This window comes from Halalkalibacter hemicellulosilyticusJCM 9152 (assembly GCF_000513115.1).
Lineage (GTDB): Bacteria > Bacillota > Bacilli > Bacillales > Bacillaceae_D > Halalkalibacter > Halalkalibacter hemicellulosilyticus.
Genome location: NZ_BAUU01000043.1, coordinates 1 through 24,003, shown reverse-complemented (window position 1 = coordinate 24,003; position 24,003 = coordinate 1). Strand labels below are relative to the sequence as shown.

17 protein-coding genes and 2 pseudogenes are annotated in these 24,003 nt (G+C 37.4%); 3 read left to right on the top strand and 16 right to left on the bottom strand.

What is annotated here, in order from left to right:
• On the top strand, nucleotides 1-569 hold a 569-nt coding region (locus JCM9152_RS19070; RefSeq protein ID WP_035347049.1), incomplete at its 5' end, for a TetR/AcrR family transcriptional regulator.
• On the opposite strand, the gene JCM9152_RS19065 is transcribed toward JCM9152_RS19070, so the two are convergent.
• Nucleotides 541-1,317 (bottom strand): helix-turn-helix transcriptional regulator, encoded by a 777-nt coding sequence (locus JCM9152_RS19065; RefSeq protein ID WP_439644219.1) that lies wholly within the window; start codon nucleotides 1,315-1,317, stop codon nucleotides 541-543. The genes JCM9152_RS19070 and JCM9152_RS19065 overlap by 29 nt on opposite strands.
• Nucleotides 1,318-1,592: 275 nt before the next feature.
• On the opposite strand from JCM9152_RS19065, the gene JCM9152_RS19060 reads away from it, so the two are divergent.
• Nucleotides 1,593-2,735, top strand: a complete 1,143-nt coding sequence (locus tag JCM9152_RS19060; RefSeq protein WP_035347028.1) for a dicarboxylate/amino acid:cation symporter — start codon at nucleotides 1,593-1,595, stop codon at nucleotides 2,733-2,735.
• 442 nt (nucleotides 2,736-3,177) lie between these two features.
• Here JCM9152_RS19060 and JCM9152_RS24370 read toward each other — a convergent pair.
• The 11 genes and pseudogenes from JCM9152_RS24370 to JCM9152_RS19010 all read right to left on the bottom strand — a co-directional run.
• Nucleotides 3,178-4,970 (bottom strand): annotated as a pseudogene (locus JCM9152_RS24370) (rhamnogalacturonan lyase); the annotation flags it as partial.
• A gap of 690 nt (nucleotides 4,971-5,660) precedes the next feature.
• A pseudogene (locus JCM9152_RS24365) lies at nucleotides 5,661-6,506 on the bottom strand (hypothetical protein); the annotation flags it as partial.
• A 234-nt stretch (nucleotides 6,507-6,740) separates the two neighbouring features.
• Nucleotides 6,741-7,808, bottom strand: coding sequence for a glycoside hydrolase family 88/105 protein (locus JCM9152_RS19050; RefSeq protein ID WP_035347026.1), 1,068 nt, complete (start codon nucleotides 7,806-7,808; stop codon nucleotides 6,741-6,743).
• Nucleotides 7,786-8,448 (bottom strand): YesL family protein, encoded by a 663-nt coding sequence (locus tag JCM9152_RS19045; protein ID WP_052016189.1) that lies wholly within the window; start codon nucleotides 8,446-8,448, stop codon nucleotides 7,786-7,788. Before JCM9152_RS19045 ends, JCM9152_RS19050 begins: the two co-directional genes overlap by 23 nt.
• 97 nt (nucleotides 8,449-8,545) lie before the next feature.
• Nucleotides 8,546-9,385: a carbohydrate ABC transporter permease gene (locus tag JCM9152_RS19040; RefSeq protein ID WP_035347025.1), complete on the bottom strand. Its 840-nt coding sequence runs from the start codon at nucleotides 9,383-9,385 to the stop codon at nucleotides 8,546-8,548.
• A gap of 3 nt (nucleotides 9,386-9,388) precedes the next feature.
• Nucleotides 9,389-10,333 (bottom strand): carbohydrate ABC transporter permease, encoded by a 945-nt coding sequence (locus tag JCM9152_RS19035; RefSeq protein ID WP_052016188.1) that lies wholly within the window; start codon nucleotides 10,331-10,333, stop codon nucleotides 9,389-9,391.
• Nucleotides 10,334-10,457: 124 nt separating this feature from the next.
• Nucleotides 10,458-11,786 (bottom strand): ABC transporter substrate-binding protein, encoded by a 1,329-nt coding sequence (locus tag JCM9152_RS19030; RefSeq protein ID WP_035347024.1) that lies wholly within the window; start codon nucleotides 11,784-11,786, stop codon nucleotides 10,458-10,460.
• Between the two features lie 745 nt (nucleotides 11,787-12,531).
• Nucleotides 12,532-13,650: a response regulator transcription factor gene (locus tag JCM9152_RS19025; protein WP_035347022.1), complete on the bottom strand. Its 1,119-nt coding sequence runs from the start codon at nucleotides 13,648-13,650 to the stop codon at nucleotides 12,532-12,534.
• Nucleotides 13,625-15,358, bottom strand: coding sequence for a sensor histidine kinase (locus tag JCM9152_RS19020; protein ID WP_235715773.1), 1,734 nt, complete (start codon nucleotides 15,356-15,358; stop codon nucleotides 13,625-13,627). The genes JCM9152_RS19025 and JCM9152_RS19020 overlap by 26 nt, the downstream gene beginning before the upstream one ends.
• Before the next feature lie 416 nt (nucleotides 15,359-15,774).
• Nucleotides 15,775-16,458 carry a 4'-phosphopantetheinyl transferase family protein gene (locus JCM9152_RS19015; RefSeq protein WP_158318463.1) on the bottom strand — a complete coding sequence of 228 codons (684 nt, stop codon included), beginning with the start codon at nucleotides 16,456-16,458 and terminating at the stop codon, nucleotides 15,775-15,777.
• A 42-nt stretch (nucleotides 16,459-16,500) separates the two neighbouring features.
• Complete coding sequence (locus JCM9152_RS19010) at nucleotides 16,501-16,866, bottom strand: hypothetical protein (protein ID WP_035347018.1); 366 nt, start codon at nucleotides 16,864-16,866, stop codon at nucleotides 16,501-16,503.
• A 106-nt stretch (nucleotides 16,867-16,972) separates the two neighbouring features.
• On the opposite strand from JCM9152_RS19010, the gene JCM9152_RS19005 reads away from it, so the two are divergent.
• Entirely contained in the window at nucleotides 16,973-17,920 is a 948-nt protein-coding gene (locus JCM9152_RS19005) for an acyltransferase domain-containing protein (protein WP_035347016.1), read from the top strand.
• Nucleotides 17,921-17,922: 2 nt separating this feature from the next.
• Here the strand turns inward: JCM9152_RS19005 and JCM9152_RS19000 are convergent, their stop codons facing one another.
• The 4 genes from JCM9152_RS19000 to JCM9152_RS18985 form a co-directional block, all read right to left on the bottom strand.
• Entirely contained in the window at nucleotides 17,923-18,612 is a 690-nt protein-coding gene (locus JCM9152_RS19000) for a response regulator transcription factor (protein ID WP_035347014.1), read from the bottom strand.
• Nucleotides 18,590-20,092, bottom strand: coding sequence for a sensor histidine kinase (locus tag JCM9152_RS18995; protein WP_035347011.1), 1,503 nt, complete (start codon nucleotides 20,090-20,092; stop codon nucleotides 18,590-18,592). The genes JCM9152_RS19000 and JCM9152_RS18995 overlap by 23 nt, the downstream gene beginning before the upstream one ends.
• Nucleotides 20,093-20,349: 257 nt before the next feature.
• Nucleotides 20,350-22,638 carry an MMPL family transporter gene (locus JCM9152_RS18990; RefSeq protein ID WP_035347008.1) on the bottom strand — a complete coding sequence of 763 codons (2,289 nt, stop codon included), beginning with the start codon at nucleotides 22,636-22,638 and terminating at the stop codon, nucleotides 20,350-20,352.
• A 109-nt stretch (nucleotides 22,639-22,747) separates the two neighbouring features.
• Complete coding sequence (locus JCM9152_RS18985) at nucleotides 22,748-23,914, bottom strand: acyltransferase family protein (protein WP_035347006.1); 1,167 nt, start codon at nucleotides 23,912-23,914, stop codon at nucleotides 22,748-22,750.
• Nucleotides 23,915-24,003: the final 89 nt, after the last annotated feature.

The window sequence follows — 24,003 nt, the reverse complement described above, 5'->3', positions numbered from 1 at the left end:
TAAAGCAAATTTATAATGCTTGCTTTCACTTAATGACGAAGCACGGTTTTTCAAAAGTAAATGTAAATGAAATAGCTGAACTTGCGAATGTATCACCCGCTACGATTTTTAACTATTTTGAAACAAAAGAAAATCTTTATGAAAATATGATGAATCATTGGATTGACCAAGTTCTAGCGGATTATGAGCACATTTTGTATTCTCAGCTCCCTTTTAATCAGAAGCTTAAAGAACTATTCACACACGAATCTGTAAACTTAAAAAAGGCCGCTTCCATTAAGGGACATGATTCATCGGTGAGTCCGCTTACATTTATTTACTCGAACAATGAAGAAAAATTCATAAGCTTTTATTTAAAGCTTGTTGCATTAGGAAAAGAGGAAGGTTACATTTCATCACACTATTCAAATAAAGTATTACTTAGGTATTTAAATATGTACTTACACGAATTCATCCAGCTCTCTGTTCAAAACGAAAACGAAGATAGTGATATCGACCAGCTGCTTGAGTTATTTTTTTATGGTCTAACGGGTAACAAGGTTATTTCCTTTGAAGAAAACGATTCATAAGCACAGGTAAAGAAATTATAATAGGTGGCTCATCAATTAACGGTGGGTGTAGAGTCATTCTTTGAGGTTGAACCATATGATCATTTGAAATCACAATCGGTTGTTTGACTCTTGCACGAAGCGTCGAATGTGGAAGTAAAATGTCTTGTGCTGCCATTCCCCATTGGATAGAAGTAGCCAATAAATAATAAATACCCGGCTTTACATTTGTAAACGAAAATGGCCCAAGACGAGATAGCAACGTTCCATATAGGGGCAAACCTTCAGGGATAGGCTTAGCAAATAAACCCACTAATACAAACCCTTTGAATTCATGAGTTGAATCAATCATTCCTTCTACTTTCAAAGATGGATTAGACCATTGGCTAGTGTCTTCCCAATTCTCTAATTGTTTCAGAGATTCTAGTTGTTCATCTACCTGCTTCATAGAGTGACGGAATTGAACAGGGGTGACACCGACTCTTTCAGTAAACCGAGTCGTAAAGGTTCCTAAGCTTTGTTGTCCAATCTCCATGCCAATATCGCGAACACTTAAGTTTGTTTGCAATAATAGATCCTTTGCCTTTTGTAAACGAAGCGAAGCGACATAATAAAGCGGTGACAAACCCGTAGCCTTTTTAAACATTCGAGCAAAATGATAGCGACTATATGAGATATGATTTGCCAATTGAGCAAGTGTTACAGGTTCGTAGAGATGATCTTGGATATATGAAAGTATAACGTTCATTTCTTCGTTTCTTGCATTCAATACAACCAGCACCTTTTCTTCTATTCTTACACCTATCCTACTACAATTTTACTATCTTTCGAAAGCTTTTATTGTTTTCTCTTCAATGATTTGAGCCATTTTGTGTCAAAGACAGTCTCAGCTATTCTCAAATAATTTCGTTAACTCTTAATCTTTACAATTCATTTACTATTCCGAATTTAGTTAGAAGCATTGTGAATTACGTCGATTTCTGTAGAATGAGAATATACATTTGTTTTCTGCAAATGCACATTTTTGGGTTAGGAGCTAATCATATGAAACTTATCTTTAAGTTACTATTAGGAATTATTTTAGGAGTTGCAATTGGTTTAGTCGGTCCTGATTTCTTAGTTCGTATCCTCATTACGATTAAGTCCGTCTTTGGCAGCTTTATCAACTTTATGATTCCATTTATTATTCTCTTTTTCATTGCTAGCGGAGTCGCTGGTCTTGGGAAAGGTTCAGGAAAACTAGTTGGAAAAACAGTTGGAACAGCATATGTCTCAACGATTTTAGCTGGTTTATTAGCCTTTTTAGTAGCAATGACCGTAATTCCATTTATATCAACTGAAAGTCAAGCTGTAAGTGAAGGAAGCGCTTTAGAACCATTTTTAGAAATGGAGATCGCACCTCTTATGGGAGTTGTAACTGCACTTGTCACTGCTTTTGTTTTTGGAATTGGGATCACAAAGATAAAAGGCGAATGGTTGAAAAACATGTTTGATGAAGGGAAAAACATCATTGAACTCGTAATCGCAAAAGTCATTATTCCACTATTGCCATTTTATATTGCAGGTGTGTTCGCCGAACTCGGCTCAGAAGGAACGGTTTTTGCTACATTGAAAGTATTTGGAATTGTTCTTCTTTTAGCGATTGTTATTCATTGGGTATGGCTAATCATCCAGTATACCGTTGCAGGAATCGTTACGAAACAAAATCCTTTTACCTTATTGAAAAATATGTTGCCTGCTTATTTCACAGCAATCGGTACAATGAGTAGCGCTGCTACGATTCCTGTTACATTAAAATCAGTCAAACAAAACAAAGTAAAAGAAAGTGTAGCAAATTTCGGTGTACCTCTTTGTGCTTCGATTCACCTGTCAGGTAGTGTCATCACCATTATCATGTGTGCTGTTGCCGTTATGGCGATGAGCCCTGAGCTTACTCAGCCAACGTTCTTAGAAATGTTGTATGTTATTTTCATGCTTGGTATTATTATGGTCGCAGCCCCAGGAGTTCCAGGAGGAGCAATTATGGCTGCCTTAGGTGTATTAACATCCGTTCTAGGATTTCATGAAGCAGCAATTGGCCTTATGATTGCTCTGTATATGGCACAAGACAGCTTTGGTACTGCTACAAATGTAACTGGCGATGGAGCAATAAATGTGTTCATCGATCGCTGGTCAAAAGAATCATAAGAAAAACGCGTAATGGGGCAATTAGTGCCCTTCAAAGAGATGTCCTAAAAGGTCACATTCAGACCCTTTAGGACGTCTCATTCATTAACATTTGACTTTCATTAAATATAATTCAAAATCCCCTTACATCTTTCACTCACTTTTTGTCCTTTTTGTCCTTTTTGTCCTTTTTGTCCTTTTTGTCCTTTTTGTCTTTCTTCTCTTTTTTCCCTTTCTTGTCTACCATTTCTAATCCATTTATTGCAGCCTCTAATTCAGCTATCGCAGATTGTAATTCCTCTTCAGTTCTAATCCTTGTCACTGCTACTTTTGCCTGCTCAATTGCTGACTGTAATGTGGAAAAAGACTCCTCTGTATATATGTTATCTTCATTTGTAAATTGCTCAGCATCTTTAATGAACTGTTCAAACTCAGAAATATCAAGCCCTACATACTGATCTCCTGTTACAATCGCTGGAGTAGGAGGCTCATCCATACCATGCCCCAAGAAAAATCCTGGGTGAGGCGGTTGATTGTACGCAACATTTTGCCATGCAATTGCCACACGATATGTCGGATCATGCATGAGTGTATAAATCCTGTGATCCGTTTCATAAGTCGTTGTATATATTCTTAATTCGGTGCTATCAGCAGATGGCCAAATCACTTCTTCTCGCCAATCACCAAATAGATCAGCTTGCAAAGAAGGGTTTCCTTTCGTCCAATTGTTCGAACGTGTCCCTTCTGGAACAAAAATCGTTTCAAGTTCCTCTGTTTCCCAATTCCATTTTTCAATTTTACCAACACCATGCGGATCACTATTTGGATTGAAATCATGATCTAACATTTCACGTAATAAATCACCTGTCCACCAAACCGCATGATTAATCGACATCGGCGTTTTTTCTGTAATTAATTCCCCCTCAACAGAATACAGGCCACTACCTCCTGAGCTTCCATCCCATGAATCAGAAGCCCACAGTTCTGCACCGTCATAGCGAGGATCAATATCTGCCGCAAGCCCTCGACCTACATCTGATCCAGTACGTACACCCCATAGTAGTTCACCAGTCTCTGCATCACGAATCCCATATCCAACTGGCGATCCACTGCTTTCATGAGGCTGAAATGCCTCAATACCAGGACGATTCGGATTCAAATCTGTTACATGGTTCGCATCCCCATGTCCCCATCCAGTCGTATGGAGCCCGTGCCATCATGATCCACAACCATTCCACCGTAATAAATTTCATCAAAGCCATCCCCATCCACATCAATAGCCGAAATACTATGATTTCCTTGTCCTGCATAAGCGCCATGACCAGGATCATTACTATCAAAAATCCATCGTTCCGTTAATTGTCCATCTCGCCAATCATACGCAGCAAGAACGGACCTTGTATAATAACCACGTGCCATCACAATACTTGGACGTTCCCCATCTAAATATGCAACCGTCGCTAAGAATCGATCAACACGATTCCCGTAACAATCCCCCCATGAACATACATTACCTCGTGGCGGATAATAATCAATCGTTTCCAACGCTTCACCAGTCTCACCGTTAAACACGGTTAAATATTCCGGACCTGATAGAATATAGCCATTTGAGTTTCGCCAATCTGCTTCAGAATCACCAATGACATTACCTACACCATCGACAGTTCCATCCGCTGTTTTAAATACGAGCTCTGACTTGCCATTTCCATCAAAGTCATAGACTAAAAATTGTGTGTAATGCGCTCCAGCGCGAATGTTATGTCCGGCATCAATTCGCCATAGTCTCTCACCTTCGAGCGTGTACGCATCTAAATAGACATTTCCCGTATAACCAGACCGGGAATTATCTTGAGCGTTAGTGGGTTCCCACTTTAAAATAATTTCATAGTTACCATCACCATTCAAATCACCGACACTCGCATCATTTGCCGTATACGTATATTCTTCACCTGAAGGGGTCACCCCGTCCTCTGGCTTTTCAAGTGGAATACTTAAATATTGCTCTGACCATACATCAACAATTTCCGTTAACGGATCACCACTACCATTATTAACTCTCACTTGATACGTCGAATCAATGTTTCCATCTGTATCAACATAATTTGTACTAGAAGTGATTGGCTCTGAATTAATCTTCACTCCATCCCGGTAAACGTCAAAATGAACATGCGGAGGGTCTGTTCCAAGCATCCTCCAGCCGATATAAACTCCCTCTTCAGTCTTTACCGCCACTAAAGAACGATTCAAACGCTCCATCTGTCGTAAACGCTGTTCTGTAATAGGTGATTCAATTGGTTCAGAACGATCCGATATTCCTCCAGCATTCACAGCACGAACAACATAATAATAATGATTATACGTAAAGATAGAATCATCGGTATAACTTGTCTCAGAGCTCTCTCCAACTTTTGTATACTCGATTTCATAATTCGGATATTTAGACTGATCAAAACGAGAACGGTAAATATAATACTGGGTTGCTTCATCCACTTCATCCCACGAAATCGTCACTTCGTCTAATAAAGCTTCTTCGATGCTTAATCCTGTTGGAGCATTGGGAATTGTAACTCCTTCATCAACCATTCGCACAGTCACTTCATTACTGTAATCAGATTCAATCCCTAGTTCCGTAACCAACGTAACCGCATAATTGTAAGCGTAACCAATCTGAGCCGTACGATCTATATAGATTCCTTCTTCTGCTTCGTCAATACGGGTAAAGTCGCTTTCTCCTACTAATTTTCGATAAACATTATACGTTTGCGCTGAAGAATCTTCATCCCACCGTAATGTAACGGCAGGTTCTGGTGATAACACCTTATCCACTACTTCAAGACTCGTTATTGCCGACATCGGAATAATCTCTAGCCCATTAATACGACCATTTTCTCCAATTTCAATATTTAATTGACCATCCTCTACCGTCGTCATCGCTGTTAATATTCCATACTCCCCTGCATTTGAAGTAATATTGCCTTGGTTCTCACCTTCAATGACGAAGCTTGATCGATTAAAGGCTATCTCATCTCCAGCAATAATTCTAATGAAATAATCTCCATTTGGTAAATCAACCATAAACTCATAATCATTATTAATAATGAAGTCTCGTCTAAGTGGATCAGGAGCTCCTCGGTCTCTTTGATCAACGTTCTTATTAATTCCATATCCTCTTTCATCAGTATATTGCATCGTATTCGTTACTTGTAAATACCCGTCCTCAACAGGACTACTGGCCGACCCAAAATCAAACATTAAATGTAAAGTCTCTTCAGGTAAATCTAGCTCTTCTTCTTCAGTTATTTGAATGATTTCTATCGCATTGATTCTTGCCCATTCACCAGAGAAATCAATTGTGATCTGTTCATCCTCTACAAGTGCAACGTCCTCATAAACAATAAACTCCCCTCCACCTGTACGCTCACCGCCTTTCACATCACCAGCTTGAAGAGCATAGCTTGTCCGGTTATTGTCCCACTGGGAGCCAGTCGTAATAAATACTTTATACTCTCCATTTGGGACATCTATCATAAATTGATTTCCGCTTGCTAATACAAAATCTCGTCTTAGATCATCTGGATTCTCTTGGTCTCTAGAATCATTCATTCTCACTAACTCAAAGCCATAACCTAACTCACTAGTATACCCTGTCATTTGTGAAACCTTCGTATAACCTTCAGCAACCGGGCTTGTCTCCGTTCCTAGATCGAACTTCAAATGTAGCTTTTCCTCAGTTTCAGATAATATGGTCGTTTCAGCGAAGACACCACTACTCGCAAACAATGAAAAAATCATTAAAATAATCATTAGAACCGTCATCTTTTTCTTGACCATGCCCATCCTCCTCATTTTTTAATTCCTCACATTCCATAATGAATTAAGAAAAACGAAATAGCGTCTTTTCTAATAAGCATTGTACGGAGTCGTTACAAGCAAGTTAAGCTTTTTTAGAAAAGACCCTTTCTTTCATCTCTCCTCCTTCCTTCAAAAGATTTCTATACAAAATAATGAATAGATACATAAGAAGATTTATTCACTACTCGTATTGACTCTTTCATAAGACTGTGCTTTTTTATTTCTTAAGAGAACATGTGAAAAAAAGGTCAATGCTAATCCTTGCCCCCAGCCTTCAATTCTTTTTTTCGATGTTTGTAAATATCCTTCAACCGTATTCATAACAGCCGTTCCTGTTGACACATCTAAAACATTTCCATGCTTATCAACTTTCTCTAACATGCCTTCTAAAGCCCTTTGTGCAGCACGATATGATTTAGGTGTATGACCTGTTAGAACAAGTGCTGCACCTATTCCTGCTGATCCAGACGTTTCTTCATATGACGTTGGATCCGTCAAGACGGTGTGCCATAATCCTTTATCAGATTGTAACTCTATTAGAGCACTTAATTGATCTCGTAAAGAACCGTATATTTCCATAAAGGCAGGTTCTTTTACGTCAATCATTCTTACTACTTGAGCCATCGTATACGCCGCCCAAGCATTACCGCGCGCCCAATAAATACTTGACATGTTATTTCCTTGAACATGATCCCAACCATGATAATATAGATTCGTAATCGGATCTTGTAAATACTTCTCATGTCCCTGAAATTGCAGGAATCCATCCTGTGTATAGCGTTCATCTCTCAATTCTGTACCGATCCTAATAAGGAAGTAGCCCGCCATAAATAACGTATCGATCCACGCTTGTTCAGGAAAATCATTCCGTCCTACTCCGACCGTATGTTGCAGCACTCCTTCTGCAAAGCGAAGCGCATCGTTCAATAAATAATCAGCCTTATTTTGAGCTAATTCCAAATAGCGCGTATCACCAGTCTCTTGATATAAAGTTAATAAAGTATGCCCCATCGAAACGATGTTCACTGACATCGGAGGTAAACCAAACGCAATATATTCATCCACCCACTCCTGTAAACGTTCAATATACTGCTCCTTTCCTGTTGCACGAAAGGCAATACCTACGCCATAAAATGCGACACCAGCTGGCCAATCCCACGAATAATCCACTGTAAATGTTCGTTCAACCATTCGATCAATAACCTGGAGTAATTGTTCTTCATTCGCGACTAAAGGCTTCACGATTTTTCACTTCCTTTCTCTCTGTTTCACTTAACGTTCCTTTCTTTCGTTGAATCATGAGAAAAGCATGATGAGCAGGCATCATCACAACAAATGCAAACAAGCTCATACTTACAATAGACATTAACGCTTGAAACATAAATAAGATATACCCTAACCCAAATGAACCAGCGACCATGAAGATTGTCGGAAGTGGATTTATAACCATCGTTAAAAAAGCCGTCTTTAGTACATTAAGGATTGACTCATCTTCAACATAAAGAAGAGTAGGAAAAACATAAAAAAGCATCAAACTATAAAGAAAAACAAGAACAAGCAGTGGAATGCTTAAATAATGTAAAATAACATATTGTGATGAATTCATCACATACAAATCAATATACAAAACAACGCCCGTACCACCAAGCAAATATCCTAACACATTGCTCTTTATAAAATACGTTTTATACGCATGCCAAAAAGATTGAAAGATCGCCACATCCACTTTCTTATTTATCCACCGATACATAACGAAAAACGTTGCAATCAATGCTGGAAAAAAACCGAACAGTCCTAAACCGAGAAGTATAAACAACACCGCCAAAACATTGAGATACACGAGTTTCGTAAACCACTGTAATACGTTCAATAAAGCTGTCATCCTTATCCTCCTCAACAAAGTCTGCATAGATATTATACTTTCAACACATTTATCGGCGCATTCATTCAGGTGAATAAGCTGGATCTAACTCCAGCCATCACCCCTTTAATCCACTTGTACTAATACCCTCTACGACATAACGTTGGAAGAAAAAGAACACAAGGAAGACTGGAACAAGTGATAAAATCGACATCGCAAACATCGCTCCCCAGTTAGAAACTGTTTCGTTGCTTAGGAACATGTTTAACGCTAGCGAAACCGTATATTTACTTGGACTATTCAAATAGAGGACAGGTCCTAGTAAATTATCCCATGTCCAATAGAATGAAAAGATGGCCGACGTCGCTAATGCTGGTGTAATGAGAGGAAGAATGATTCGATAGAAAATCTGGAACGTATTACATCCATCAATCGTCGCCGCTTCATCCAATTCCCTTGGTATCGTTCTAATAAATTGAACAAGTAAAAATATGAAAAATGGATGCCCGAAGTAAGCTGGGACAACTAGTGGCTTCAAAGAATTCAACCATCCAAGCTCTGAGAAAATAATATATTGAGGAATCATGACGACTTCATACGGTAGTAGCAACGTAAAAATCATCACACCGAACCAAAATGACCGCCCTGCAAATTTCAATCTAGCAAACCCGTATGCAATCAGAGCACAAGAGACTAAATGTCCAATTAGTGTTAGCACAACGAAAACAGCTGTGTTTTTAATAAAAACACCGAAATGATGACCACCAAACCCTTCCCATCCTTGAACATAGTTACTTAAGATAAAAGGTCTCGGAATAAGCGAATCAGCCGTAATAAAAATTTGCTCACTCACTTTAAAGGAACTCATTAATAACCATATAACTGGATAAAGAAGGAGGATCGCAAAGCCACCTACTAACAGATGATACAAAAACCATTTTGGAGTAAATTTATTCATCTGCTACTTCCCTCCTTCTGATTCATAATGCACCCAATATTTTGAAGTATAGAAGATTAATCCTGTTAATATACCAATAATCACTAGCATCACCCATGCCATCGCTGATGCGTACCCCATGTTGAAGTATTCAAATCCTTGCTTAAAGAGATACAGTGAGTAAAGCAATGTTCCATCTAACGGTCCGCCGGTTCCTTTTGAAATAATATAAGCAGGAACAAACGTCATAAAGGCTGCGATCGTTTGCATGATCAAATTAAATAGAATCACCGGGCTTAACATCGGTAATGTAATCGATCTAAACTTCTGAAGAAAGCTGGCACCATCAACGCTCGCAGCTTCATAATAGCTGATTGGGATTGACTTTAGCCCTGCTAGAAAAATTAACATGGAGGATCCAAATTGCCATACCGATAGAAAGATGAGCATCCATAAGGCTGCTGTTGGATTCCCAAACCATGCAATACCATCTAGTCCAAAGAAACGAAGCCCTAAGTTTACGATTCCGTCATCTCCGAAAATATTTCGCCACATAATCCCTACGGCTACGCTTCCTCCAATTAGAGATGGTAAATAATACATCGTCCGATAAAGACCGACTGCACGCGAACCGGCATTTAATAACATCGCAATGAGAAGAGCAAACGCTAGCCTCAACGGAACTCCACCAAATACATATATAAATGTAATCGTTAATGACTGGATGTATCTTGCATCGTCTGTAAACATTTTTGTGAAGTTTTCAAACCCTATCCATTCAGGAGGTGCAAACAAATTGTATTGAGTAAATGAAAAATAAAGTGATGAGCTCATTGGAATGATCGTAAAGGCTAAAAATCCAATAATAAATGGAGAGATAAAGAAATACCCCCACAAGTTCTCTTTTAGCCGTAGATTTAAGTTCTTTTGCGGCGGTACATCGATGTTTTCTTTTAGCCGAGTATTCATGTACTCATCTCCTTTCTCATAAAAATTGAGTAAATTAACTGTTAATAATGGCACTGAAGGAGTAAGCTGTTTACTCTATCAGTGCCTTCTATTTAGTCGTCTTAAATGCAACTCTTTCAGTTCATTAATTCAAAATACCTTCTGCTTGCTGTCTAAAGCGATCAGCAGCATCTTCTGGCGTTGCTTGACCATACGCCATTTCTTCTGCTAAATTATCAAGCAAGTCAATGATTTGTCCTGCCTCTGCTGGATCCGGTGGTCCCATATCCGAGCTGTTCTGTTCAGCCCACTCAATATATTCAAAGATTGCTGCTTGCGCTTCAGAAACCTCGCTCGCTAATGCATCTTTCACTGCAGAAGAGCCCGGAACTCCACGATCTCCTAAAATGATTTTGTTTGCTTCAATATCATTTACCCAGAAATCAATAAATTGAGCTGCTGCTTCTTTATGCTCTGAGTTTTCCGCAATGGAGAAATACATACTAGGCTTCAAGAATAAACCATCAGATGCCCCAGGCCCTGGCATTGGATGCATGTTAAACGGCACACCTGCGACTTGCTGAAGTCCAACAAACTGATTGGACCATTGCCAAATCCCTACCCCTTCTCCTTTTACAACAGGGTCATCTTCAAAACCACTTAATTGTGCTAAATAATCTGGTGTCGGTGTAAGACCTTTTTCAACTTGATCTTTCACCATAGTAAAGAAATCAATAAATAATTGATCATCGTCATATCCCAATCCACCGTCTGCTCCATATAAAGAGTGTCCATGTGTACGTAAGTAGTAGTGGAAGAACACATCTGCTTTCATACCTGTATCAAAATAAACGCCTGCATCAGCTGCTTTTTCCGAAATTTCTATATAGTCATCCCACGTCCAATCTTCAGGGATTTCATCTACCCCTAGCTCTTCTAGAAGAGCTGGATTATAATGAAAACCAACTGCATTAACTCCAAGGTTAAACCCATAAATTCCATCATTCACTTCTCCACCTGAAACAATTGTATCCGCAATGTTTGACACATCAATCCGCTCGCCAATATACGGTGTTAAATCCGCTAATTGATTATTATCTGCATATTGTGTAATACGAGATAAATCCATTTGAATAATATCTGGCAGTTCATTAGCTGCCGCTTGTGGTGCTAGTCGTTGCCAATAGTCATCCCAGCCCGCATACTCAGGCTCAATCCTAATGTGAGGATTTTGCTCCTGGAACATTTCAATGACTTCATTTGTTAATTCATGCCTCGGTTGGTCACCCCACCATGCAATTCTTAATGTAATATCCTCTTGTTCTTCTACTGCTGTATCATCATCGTCAGTCTCGACAGCTTCATTGTCCTCATCACCATCTGCTTCAACTGCTGCATCATCATTACTGTCTCCACAAGCAACAAGCATCACCATCAACATGAATCCAATCAATAAAACAAACCATTTTTTCATTGAATAAACCCTCCTTTTTTATAATTGAAAGCGATTACAAACCAACTATAACATTGACTTTTCCGAAAGCATTAGATAAAAAACAGACATCTTTGTTCAAAAACTAGACATGATGAGAAACGTTTTTCAATCGTCTTCCTATGGATCATACCTACAAGAAAGCGGCGTGCGGAGCCGTTAATAGGGTTTAGTTCATAAATGAGAGTATCAAGCGTAGGCGACAGCTTTTACGAACCTAGTTGCACAGCGCCAACCAACAAAGGTAATCCTCATTCCTCTAAATCAGAGAACAAACGCTTCCTGAGAAGAAAATGTCGTCCTCATTCCGCTATCTTGGCTTTTATGGCTCCTTTTGCACTCATTCAGCTTAAATAGTGGAATGAGAAACCGTAACGACATGAAACATAGAATGAGGAGGAGAATAGAGGAATGAGGAACCGCATAGAGCACGTGACCTTTACCTCCCGCTTCTGCCATACTTGCGGCATGCGGAGCCGTTACAGCGATTTTCAGTTTTTTTGAAAGTAAGATTCTTTCAGAAAAACGCGTAACGAGCGAAGCCAACGCTCTTCATTGGCCCGCTCTCTTCTTCGGTTTCTTCTCACATTTTCTTTATAAAATTTATACATTCAGATCTTTCAAAAAAAAAAGCGACAGCGTCTTCACCTATACACTCCTTGATAAATTTCTAATACTAAAAAAAGATGTCCTTAAAAGCAAACGCCTTAGAAGAACATCTTAATCATTACGAATATTTCATAATATCTGACGGAGTGGACCCTGTAATTTTTTTGAATAGTTGACTAAAATATTGCGGGTTTTCACCAAAACCTAGTCTTTCAGCTAATTCACATACTCGAATCCCTCCTTCTGACTCAATCATTTCAACCGCTCTTTCTATCCGTTTATTCGTTACATAGGAAGAAAATTTCACCTTCATTTCTTTTTTAAAGAGCTTCCCTAAATAATCCGCATTCATGTACAGCTCGTTCGTAGCCACCCACTGCAATGTCAATTGAGGGTTCCCTAAGTTTTCATCAACAATCATGAGCATGTTCTGTATAACTTCGGAAGGATACTCTTTTTTCACTTGATTATTTAACGTTTGGAAACGTGTGAAGAAATCCTGAAAAAAAGAAACAAACTCATCTATCGTTTCGAGCTCCTCCATTTTGACGATTGCTCGAATTCGTTCTTTACTTGAAAAAGAGACACTTTTTTTAACAAGAGATAAATAAAGATGTGTAAAGTATGATTTCACTAAACTCGGGTGTAGCTGTATGCTTTTTATTCGATCCACCATATTTACAATTTCACCAACAGCTTGACTGATATTTTTAGACTTTAACAAACGAACTAGCTTTTGTTCATCATAACGATATAATTCACTATCATCTTCACTAAATGGTGCCGTTACTTCGTTTAAAGTGATATCATTTATTCCGTTATAAAACTCCTTAATTCTAGAATGGTTTGCTTCCTGTGTATACACTTCAATTTCTTTAACAGTTTCTCTAATCGCCTTTGAAATGATCTCCTCATTACATGGCTTCAATAAATAGTGCTTTACACCAAATCGCATCGCCTTTTGCGCATATTCAAATTCATTAAAGCCTGACAATAAAATCCATTTAATATTCGGATATAGATTTGAGCCTCTCTCAACTAACTGTAATCCATCTAAACCAGGCATGGTAATGTCGGTAATAACAATATGTGGCTCTTCCCTCTCAATAAATTCAAGTGCCTCCACTCCATTTTTAACTGCTCCAATTAACGCCACACCTTGACTTTTCCAATCTACAATAGATGAAATCCCTTCCAAAATCATCCGTTCATCATCGACTAACAATACTTTGTACATATCGATCTCCCCCATTCATTGGCAATACAACCTCTACTCTTGTTCCTTTACCAACTTCACTATCGAGCGATACTCCATACTCATCTCCAAATAATGCCACTATCCTCTCTTGTAAATTCCTCAATCCGATACCATTCCCTTGCGACTCATAATCCCAGGTTTTGATTTTGTTTAAAAGCTGGCCATCCATGCCCATTCCGTTGTCCTCTACTGTAAATAAGATACACTCGCCTTTTGACTTCGCTGAAACAGTGATGATACAAGTTCCAATCATTTGTTGAAGTCCATACCTAATCGAATTATCTACGAGTGGTTGTAAGATAAATTTAGGAACCTTACACGCATACAATTCAGAAGCAACATTCATTTCGAAATGTAAACGTTCTTCAAATCGATAAGCTTGAATCGTTGTATAACTTTCAACGATCTTCAACTCTTGTTCAAGTGGAATAAGTGCTTCTTTAACATTAATAGAAGATCGCAATATAAAGCCTAATGACTCTGCCATTTTTGAAATATGATGCTGCCCTTTCACTTTCGCTTCCCAATTAATTGAATCCAACGTATTGTACAGAAAATGAGGATTAACCTGTGCTTGTAACACTTTATATTCTGTATCTTTGATGATCGATATTTTTTTGTAATTTTCAGAAATGAGAAACTCAATTTGTTTCATCATTTGTTTAAAATTCTCATGCATTTGCCCTGTTTCATCTTGAGGAAACTTCAAATAATCAGCCTCTAACATGCTATAATCACCCGTTTGAATCCATTTCATTTTGCGATTTAAATGTTCAATTGGATTCGTAATATTTCTAACAAATCGTGTTCCTATAAAGAGCACAACGATAAAAAGGAGGCTGTAAGTAACAATCACTGCATTTCTAACTGCTGTAATAGCCTCAAACAGATTGCTATACGGTGTAACAATCATATACATCCAATTTGTGCGATTCGATTGATGATACGTCACAAAATAACGTTCTCCCTCATCCTTCATTAAATGATAACCGTTGTCTCCGTGTATTTGGCCGTTAAGGAACTGAGCAGAAAAAGGCGAATGAAGAGGATAAATAAAATCACCATGTTCATCAAGAATCATCATATTAGCTCCATCACCACTTATACTATGAGAAAAATGAGACACAAGCGCTTCAATATCTAAACGAACCATTGCGATACCTAATGAATGAAGGGAAAGACTTAGCGGAGAATAAGAACGAATTTCACGCGCAATAATTAATGAAGGATCCTCTTCATTAGGTAAAACCCATTTGAGCCCACCATGTTCATTTGTTGCTTCCGTCTTCAACCTGTATAAGCGATCCTCAGAAACCGCAACCGTTTGATTTCCAGATGCCATTTCACGATTGTCAAGATCATAAACTTGTAGAGAGAGCACATATTGATTTAATGCACCCACATCAAGTAAGCGCTTTCTTAAATCGGTACTTGACATAAACTTTTCATAATCAGATCGATCACTGTTTAAAATGCGTAACGAATCTTGAATTTGTAAGTCCGTGGACATCTGAAAAGAAAGTCTCTCCATTTTTATTAACTCATTTTCAATGGATCCTAGCGAAACGGCTAACGTCTGAGCAGATTGTCGGTAAATTTCCTCATTATAAGTATTAAATGCATACTGCAAAATAAAAAGTCCACCCGTACTAAAGGCAAGTGTCACACTTAAAATTAGGAACAACATCTTATACTTGATCCTAAGGTTAGCGTAATAAGACTTCAGCTTAGTCAGCATCTCATCACCTTCTTTTTTATGACAAACCTACTATCAAATTATGAGTTTTCAAGCCAAATATGATGACCATACGTGCTTAATTAAGAAATTCCATTCGACGTCTTTTCAACGTTTCCTTTAAATCTTTTTTATTTATTGTTTTTTGTAAGGTTTTGTTGTTTTTCAAAACAATGTGAAGGATAAAACACGATAGTTGATTTGTTAAGGTGCCTACGCAAATATAAAAATGCGAACGTATGTATTCGCATTTTTAATTACTATGTTCGTTGATTTAATTTTCATTTCACACAAATGCTTTTTTGTTTCCGGTAAGACTAACTTGACCTTAAACTTACAGATTTTAAGGTATATGCTAAATTCCCTTATTACGACCACATACCTTTATTGCATCGAATTACCTTTTGTAATAATTCATCTATCTCAACAACCTGTACATACGGAGGAAACTCCTTATTTTTTGAACATACAGATGTTACATACGCAGGATCAATATTATATTGTTTAAATTGCAGGTTTTGATCAAGGGTAGAATAATATTGACCTTCTTTTAATTGGATAGAAAAGGAGTCCGTTGCCCGTGAGAGTCCGATACCAATATTTTTCAAGATGCTCTCTTTCATTGTCCAAATTAAATAAAAATAATGTACTCTATCTGCTTCTGCTTTGGATTGTAACCAAACGTATTCATTAGTTGAAAAGAAGCGTTTCGCAACTCCTTCGTCAATTGGTCTAACCTGCTCAATATCTACCCCGATTGGTACGTGATCAATGCCACAAACTATCCAATTTCCTGAATGTGATACATTAAAATGAATATTTTCTCTATCACGTAGGAACGGCTTCCCATATTGGTTGTATTGAAAGTATATATCCTCTAACGCTATATGTAACTTTCTAGCTAACAAAAACCTGAGTAATACATCTGCCATTAATGTAGGCTCTGCATGCGACTGATTTACAAAACGATTGATCCGCTTTCGCTTAGCACTCGATGTTATTGTAAGTAACTGGGCAAACAACGAATCGGAAAGCGAGTTATTTAATTTCAACGCATAAATCTCCATTTAACCACTTCCATATTAGTAAATTTGTTAAAAATCTGGTGAAAAACCTCTCTCCATACACGCTTCCCTAGGCTGGTGAACAACAATCGCTCTTTCAGATACAACGCGATAGTCGATTTTCTGTCCATACAATTCAAATCCAATCATTCCTGTCGTACAATTTAAATGAAAATTAATCACATATCCTCTCCCTACAATGCCTTCATTAGATTCATCTAGTGCACTAAAGTCAATTGGATCACCAGAATAATTTTCATACGGCGGCTCATAGCCTCCACTCGTTTCATCAAATCGACTTATATCTAGATATAAACCAATGATCAAAAGAAGAAACATAACCATACCAAAAATCATAAAGCCTACCATCATTATTTTCTTTATTGTTGTAGTCACCTTGTCACCTCATTATTTCTCTAAAATGGATAAACCTTTTAAACATTGAAAAGTTATTGCTGAACGTGTATTCTACAAGTAAATCAATATGAAATGAGGTTACAATATGTCTTCCTCCATTATTTTTACTTGCGCCGGTCAAGGCTCTCATTTCCCTGCAATGGGAAAGAATTTAATTGAGCAATGCCCTACTTTCAGAGCGACAATAACAGAATTAGATCAATTAGTACAAAAGGAACTATCCTTCTCCATTATCGATATTTTGTATACAAAAAAGCCTCAACCTTTTTTACAATTACTCCACACACATACGGCAATCTTTATCGTCGAATATTCACTAGCTCAATTGCTCATTCAAAGCGGAATTCAACCAAATAAAGTCATTGGAATGAGCTTAGGAGAATATGTAGCAGCAGCTATTACTGGAATGCTCAATCTAAATGAAGCACTTGATGCTGTTATTTATCAAGCTCAATTAATTGAAAAGCATTGTTCACTTGGGGGAATGCTCATTATTATTGCTCAACCTGACCTTTATCAAAAATATTCTTTATCTGATCATAGTACGCTTATTTCTAAAGGGGACGGATCACATTTCATCGTCGCTGGCAAGCATAGCGACTTACTTTTTGTGACAGAGCAATTAAAAGCTAATAAAGTTCCTTATCAATCGCTTCCAGTTCAGTATGCCTTTCATACTCACGAAATGGATCGAATTAAAGATTATTTCGTACCTTATTTACAATCTCTATCGTTTCATTCGCCAAAAATACCTTTTCTTTCATGTACGTCAAATGAGCATTTTCATCATCCGCAGCTTCATTTTTGGAATATTATTCGTCAGCCGATTCAGTTAGAAAAAGGATTTCGTCAAACAAATCTTACTTCAGACTATTTCATTGATTTAAGCCCAGGAGGTGTAATAGCACATTCATTAAAACGAATGTTTCCATACATTGATTCTCATCAAGTTTTTCCTATTCTTAGTCCCACCCACAAAGATGACGAAAATTTGCGCTATTTGCTTAAATCTTTTAAACATATAGCCACATAAGTTTACGCATTAAAACGATAACCTACGCCCCAAACGGTTTCAATATATTCATGGCTAGTAGAATGTTGAGCTAGTTTATCTCTTATCTTCCCGATGTGAACCGTTACTGTCGCATTGTCACTAATGGCATCCATGCCCCAAATATGTTCAAATAACTCATCCTTTGTAAAAATACGTCCAGGGTGAGATGCCATATAGAACAGAAGTTCAAATTCTTTCACTCGAAAATAAACATCATGCTGATTAACATATACCTTTCTCGATAACTGATCAATGACTAAATCTCTTATACGAATTTCAGGTTTCTCCTTTTTATGTTCTCCTTTTAAACAACGATACCGATCTAACTGTGCCTTAATCCGTGCCACAAATTCATTTGTGCTAAAAGGCTTCTTCATATAGTCATTCGCCCCTAACCCGAGTCCACGGATAATATCAATTTCTTCCGTTCTAGCTGTAACCATCAGAACCGGCGTCTCCTTAGACTGACGAATTTCTTTACAAATATCAAAACCATTTATACCTGGTAGCATTAAATCAAGTACAATCAAATCATAATGGTGCTTTAGTGCTTGGTTTAATCCAGACTCTCCGTCATTTTCAATATCGACTTGAAACCCATTTAACTCAAGGTAATCTTTTTGTAGCTCAGCAATACTCAACTCATCCTCAATAATTAATATTTTCCCCATTTAAGTCCTCCCCTTCTTCCCAAACGTTCAAAGTTACAAAAAAGGACGTTCCTTTACCATAAGTACTCTCGATCGATACTTTCCCACCATGGGCCTGAATGATCTGTTTCACAATAGCTAATCCAATGCCACTTCCGCCATGTTCTGTATTTCTTGAGCTGTCCCCACGGTAAAAACGTTTAAATACATTAGGCAAATCTTGCTCCTTAATTCCTTGACCATTGTCTTTAATCATAATGCAAATGTTATGATCAATCTGTTTTAAAGAAATAACAATTTCTTTTTGTTCTTTATCAAGAAATTTTAAGCTATTAGATAAAATATTTCTAAGAGCCCGCTCTAGTTTATCTCTATCCGCTTTAATACACTCACCTTTGTTTAACGAATTCTCTAACTTTACATGAATTTTCTGCTTATTCAAATCTAACTTCATTTCTTCGAGTAATCCTTGAATAAATTCCACTATCTCAACTTTCTCAAAATGAAAAGCGACACTATCTAAATCCAACTTGGAAAAAAGTAATAATTCATCAATTAAGCGATCCATGTGAATAGCTTTTGCCTGAATCGTTTTGCAATATTTTTCGAGCTTATCGTGATCGTCAGCAACACCATCTAAAATCCCCTCTACATAACCCTTTATTGAAGTAATAGGCGTTTTTAAATCATGTGAAATGTTGTTAATTAACTCTTTTCGATTATGTTCATATTTCACTTGTTTCTCCACAGAATCCTTTAAACGTATGCGCATTTCCTCAAATGCGTGACTTAACTCGCCTATCTCATCATCTCTTTTCACAAAGATAGAATGCTGCAAATCACCGCTTTTGATTCGATTAGTAGCCTGATGGAGAGCCTTCAATGGTTCAATGATATGCTTAGAGACAACATACGTTAATGCTCCATTTGTGATCATAAATGCTAATAGAAAGATAATAACTAACACAGGGACAACAGTACGAACAAATGAGTATACTGGTTCAATATCAAGGATTAAATAATAAGAGCCTTCAGTCCCATCTGTAAAATGAAAATCAGTTGCCGTATACAGCCAAGTTCCTAAATCTGTGTTTAAAAAGCCTTGATGATTGTTAGAACCTGTATATGTTGCAGATTCGTGTGACAAGTTAACAAGAAGCTCATCACCTACTCTTCCCGATTGATAGATCACATCCTCCTCTTCTTTAACGACAAGCACGGTTCTTCTCATATCCAATTTCTCTTCGTATTGCTCTAAAAAATATCGATCTCTCAATCGTTCTGGGTCTTCATTCGCATAATTTTGTAAATTTATATAGATTGAAAGATCTTCATTAATCACTTCATCAAAAAAAGTTTTTTCCACATGATAATAACTTCTCATTTCTTCAATATTGCCTACAAATAAATGAAATAGTAAATGTAAAAATAAAATAACTAGTACAATGGGTATGAGAATCATGCATATATACGAGATTAATAATTTCAAGCGAATTGACATAGGTGTCCTCCTTTGCTGTATAACCCATTGAGACGAGAGACGGCCAAAAGTGTTTTAATCAATTAGAGCCCGAATAAATACATTGTGGTGCAAATAAACGTCTCCTTAAATAGTCCTTTCTAGTAACTTAAAGTCCACTGAAAAAGTGCAATTTTCACTTTTTCAGTGGAATCCATTTCAACCTTCAGAAGTCTACGTTTATTTCATCCGCTAGGTTCTAGCTGAACACTTTCGTCATATCCTTGTGCTAGTCACCGTTAAGATACTTCCCCTTTTCTTTCGGAATATCCTGTTTGGGATCTTCTTTTTTTACCTGGGAACCACCAGTTCCAGTCGCCTAATAGCTTCATTGTCGCAGGTACTAATAAGAGTCGAACAATGGTAGCATCTAATGCAATTGCCACAGCCATCCCTAAACCTAATTGTTGCATCGGGAGTACTCCAGCAAAGGCAAAAGAGGCAAATACTACGATCATAATTAGAGCTGCACCTGATATCATTGGGGCTGTTTGCTCTAACCCTAATGCCACACTCTCTTCATTGGTTTTCCCATTTTCATATTCTTCCTGTATACGCGATAATAAAAACACCTCATAATCGGTACTCAGACTAAACAATAAACCTAATAATAATATCGGAATAAAGCTCTGAATGAAACCGAAATCACCAAATCCTAAAATACTGGACCCCCATCCCCATTGAAAGAAAGCCACAAGTATCCCGTAAGTTGCGCCTAATGATAGCACATTCATTAACATCGCTTTTAGTGGTAATAAAATACTTTTGAATGTGATCGTCAAAATAATAAAAATTAAAATAAGTGTGAACACTAATACTTGTATTAAGGCACTATTTAAAGAGGCTGATGTATCTATCCCTTCAGCCGTTTCGCCTCCAACATACATTTGCAGCGACTGATTCGATGTACTCAATATATCTCTTATTTCCTCTACAATATCCCTATTCGTATCGCTAGATGAATAATCATTTGTAATGACGTCAATGACAGCTATTCCTTCATCTTGACTTAATGAGCGACTCATCATTTGTGCAACATCATCAGGAAATTCATCCCTTTGCTCTGATAACAATAGATGAATGGTTTCTTGATCCATATCAGGGAAATACGATAGAAACGATGAAACTTCATCGACATGTTCAATTGATTCGATCATCATCTCTAACTCCGCAATATAATCTAAGTTCTCCACTGAAACAAGGGACTCCTCTTCAGATTCAATCACAACATGAATAGGAGATGCAAACCCAACACCAAACTCATTCTGTAGATGACTGAGACCTTGTCGAATCTGTGTTGATTCTGGAAGCATCCGCGAATCCGGTGTGGAGACTTCTAATTCTAATGCAGGAAACGCGATAACTAATAAAAACAAAACTGTACTAACTAAATAGATAACAGGACGCCGCATAATTTTATGTGATAAACGATACCATACCCCATGCTGAACTTGCCTATCCTTCTTTTTGAAAAATGGCACTCTTAAAGCATTTATTCTATGACCTAAAATGGATAGTAGTGCTGGTAATAGCGTAAGTGTTGTGAGCATTAAAAAGAAGACAACTGCCATGACCCCTAAAGCAATTGAGCGAACCGCTGAAATGTCTGTAAAAAGAATCGCTGCCATTGAACCGATAATCGTAATACTAGAAAATAGAATGGAGTGTCCTGCATGTTGAAATGTATTGGACAATGCCCGAATGACGTTTTCTCCTTCCTTTTCCAACTCCTCTTTAAACCGTTTAACAAAGATGAGAGCAAAATCAATTCCAACACCAATTCCTAACATTAAGGCAGAGTCTAAAACAAAAACAGATAGCTCAATTTGTTCAGCAAGAAAGTACAATGACCCTAAAGATGAAACAATCGAAAAACCAGCTAAAACTAATGGCATAACCGAAGATACTAAAGAACGGAATACCAATATTAAAACAAGTAATATAATAGGAAGAGCATATAAATGAGCTAACTCCAAACCTTCCTGACTCAATTTCGTTGTTTCACCCCAAAATGCTGGAGCTCCTAAAATAAATGCTTCATAACCAAACGGTTCGACATATTCGACTAATCGCTCTTGTATATCTGGTAACACCTTCTGAGCAAATCCCTCATCTATGTTCATACCAATAAAGCCAATGCTAGTACGTCCATCTTCACCTAAAAATTGTTCTTGAAGCTCTGGCGATACATCATTCCATGTGTTGACACTACTAATCGTTTCTTCATCCTCTAACAAATTGGAAACCGATTGGAGCATTTCAGTATATTCTTCAGAACCCGCCTCATGCTCATCATGTGTCAAAACAAGTGTTAAAGAAGTAGCATCTCGACCATCAATATGTTCAATCATTAATTCATAGGCTTTAGTAGAATCAGCTTCAGGGTCAGCCCAACCTCCCCCTGTCAATAAATCATTGATTTGCATTGCAAAAAACGCACAGAAGATGACAAATACGATCCATATACCGACAATTCCCCAACGAAATTGATATGTTGTTTTCGCATAACGTTCAATTCCTTTTCGCATATCTCCACACCTTCCCATCATTTTCTTCTTTTATCGTTAGAGTAACTGACAAACCTATCATTTCTCGAAAAAAAAGATAATCTTTTTCTAAAATATTTTCATTTATCACTCATATGACTTTTCGTACCCATCGGCTTTGTCGGATAGCAAAGCTAAATGCAAAACTAAAAAGGATACCAAGTATCATTTCAATCGATACCTTCACGAATATTGGTACTGGTAATTGAATGAGCAAAAATTGAATGATCGCGACAATAGGAACATGAAAGATATAAACACCATATGTATTAGCAGATAGCCACCTTATCAGTCTACCCGTTCCATTAAGTGTTTCCCTAAACAACACAATGAGTCCAATACAAAGTGAAGTAGTCATCGTACAATCCCATACCGACCAAATCATTGAAGCCAAATTAAAGCCACCAGGTGTTAAAACGACGGAAAAGTAATCATCGAAAACAAAGGAACAGACAAGCAAAATCACTCCGCAAAGAAGCCATTGAAATCCAGACCTAGTAGGGAATTTTTGTAACCAATTCATTCGAAAAGCAATCAGACCTACTAGAAAAAAGATGAAATATTTTGGCCAATTTGCATATTCAATTTGAATCGCCCCTAAAAACCCATCCCAATAATCAAGAGGATACCAAATCCTAAGAATAAAGGTTAAAATGCTCAACAAACCAATAAGGAATAAAATGTGATTTGATTTAGGAGAAAGCTTTTTTTGTGTAAGCGAAAAGGAATATTTTTGTTGAATATAACGAAAAAACGCATAAAAAACTGCATAAATGAGTAAATGCTGTAAAAACCAAAAATGAGCTACTTTCAAGTCTGGCCATACCGTTAACCAACGATCCTGACAAATCCCTTGCTCTCCACCGATCCCAAAAAAAATGGTTACGGTATAATCCCAAATGTTCTCATATCCACAATTTCTAAACTGTACATGATAAAAAAAGTGGAGAGGAATGATAACAAGAAAAACGCCTAGGAGAAATGGCAATCCAATACGTTTAAATCGTTCTTTTAGAAACTTAGATATACCTTTTCGGTCAAATGAATATGGTAAGAAATAAGCAGCTAACAAAAAAAACAACGTCATCGCGATTGGGTTAATCAGCTGATAATAAACAAAAAGGCTTGTATTCTCTGTTTCATCTTTAAAAAACCACCAAATATCAGGAGCATAAGCAAGTGCGACATGCACTGTAACAATCGAAATAGCTAACAATATTTTAAGATTATCTAAATAGTAGAGTCTATTTCTTTCCATAACCTTCTCCTCACATGTAACTAGTTTTGAAAAAGATTATCCCCTTAGCCTTTGTTATTTCTGTCATACTCTATCTATTCTTTTCTAGT

Coding starts and splice junctions, on each gene's coding strand:
- JCM9152_RS18995 (WP_035347011.1), bottom strand. CDS start 20,092: ATGTCAATTCGCTTGAAATTATTAATCTCGTATATATGCATGATTCTC.
- JCM9152_RS19030 (WP_035347024.1), bottom strand. CDS start 11,786: ATGAAAAAATGGTTTGTTTTATTGATTGGATTCATGTTGATGGTGATG.
- JCM9152_RS18985 (WP_035347006.1), bottom strand. CDS start 23,914: ATGGAAAGAAATAGACTCTACTATTTAGATAATCTTAAAATATTGTTA.
- JCM9152_RS19005 (WP_035347016.1), top strand. CDS start 16,973: ATGTCTTCCTCCATTATTTTTACTTGCGCCGGTCAAGGCTCTCATTTC.
- JCM9152_RS18990 (WP_035347008.1), bottom strand. CDS start 22,638: ATGCGAAAAGGAATTGAACGTTATGCGAAAACAACATATCAATTTCGT.
- JCM9152_RS19035 (WP_052016188.1), bottom strand. CDS start 10,333: ATGAATACTCGGCTAAAAGAAAACATCGATGTACCGCCGCAAAAGAAC.
- JCM9152_RS19000 (WP_035347014.1), bottom strand. CDS start 18,612: ATGGGGAAAATATTAATTATTGAGGATGAGTTGAGTATTGCTGAGCTA.
- JCM9152_RS19025 (WP_035347022.1), bottom strand. CDS start 13,650: ATGTACAAAGTATTGTTAGTCGATGATGAACGGATGATTTTGGAAGGG.
- JCM9152_RS19045 (WP_052016189.1), bottom strand. CDS start 8,448: ATGACAGCTTTATTGAACGTATTACAGTGGTTTACGAAACTCGTGTAT.
- JCM9152_RS19060 (WP_035347028.1), top strand. CDS start 1,593: ATGAAACTTATCTTTAAGTTACTATTAGGAATTATTTTAGGAGTTGCA.
- JCM9152_RS19040 (WP_035347025.1), bottom strand. CDS start 9,385: ATGAATAAATTTACTCCAAAATGGTTTTTGTATCATCTGTTAGTAGGT.
- JCM9152_RS19020 (WP_235715773.1), bottom strand. CDS start 15,358: ATGTTGTTCCTAATTTTAAGTGTGACACTTGCCTTTAGTACGGGTGGA.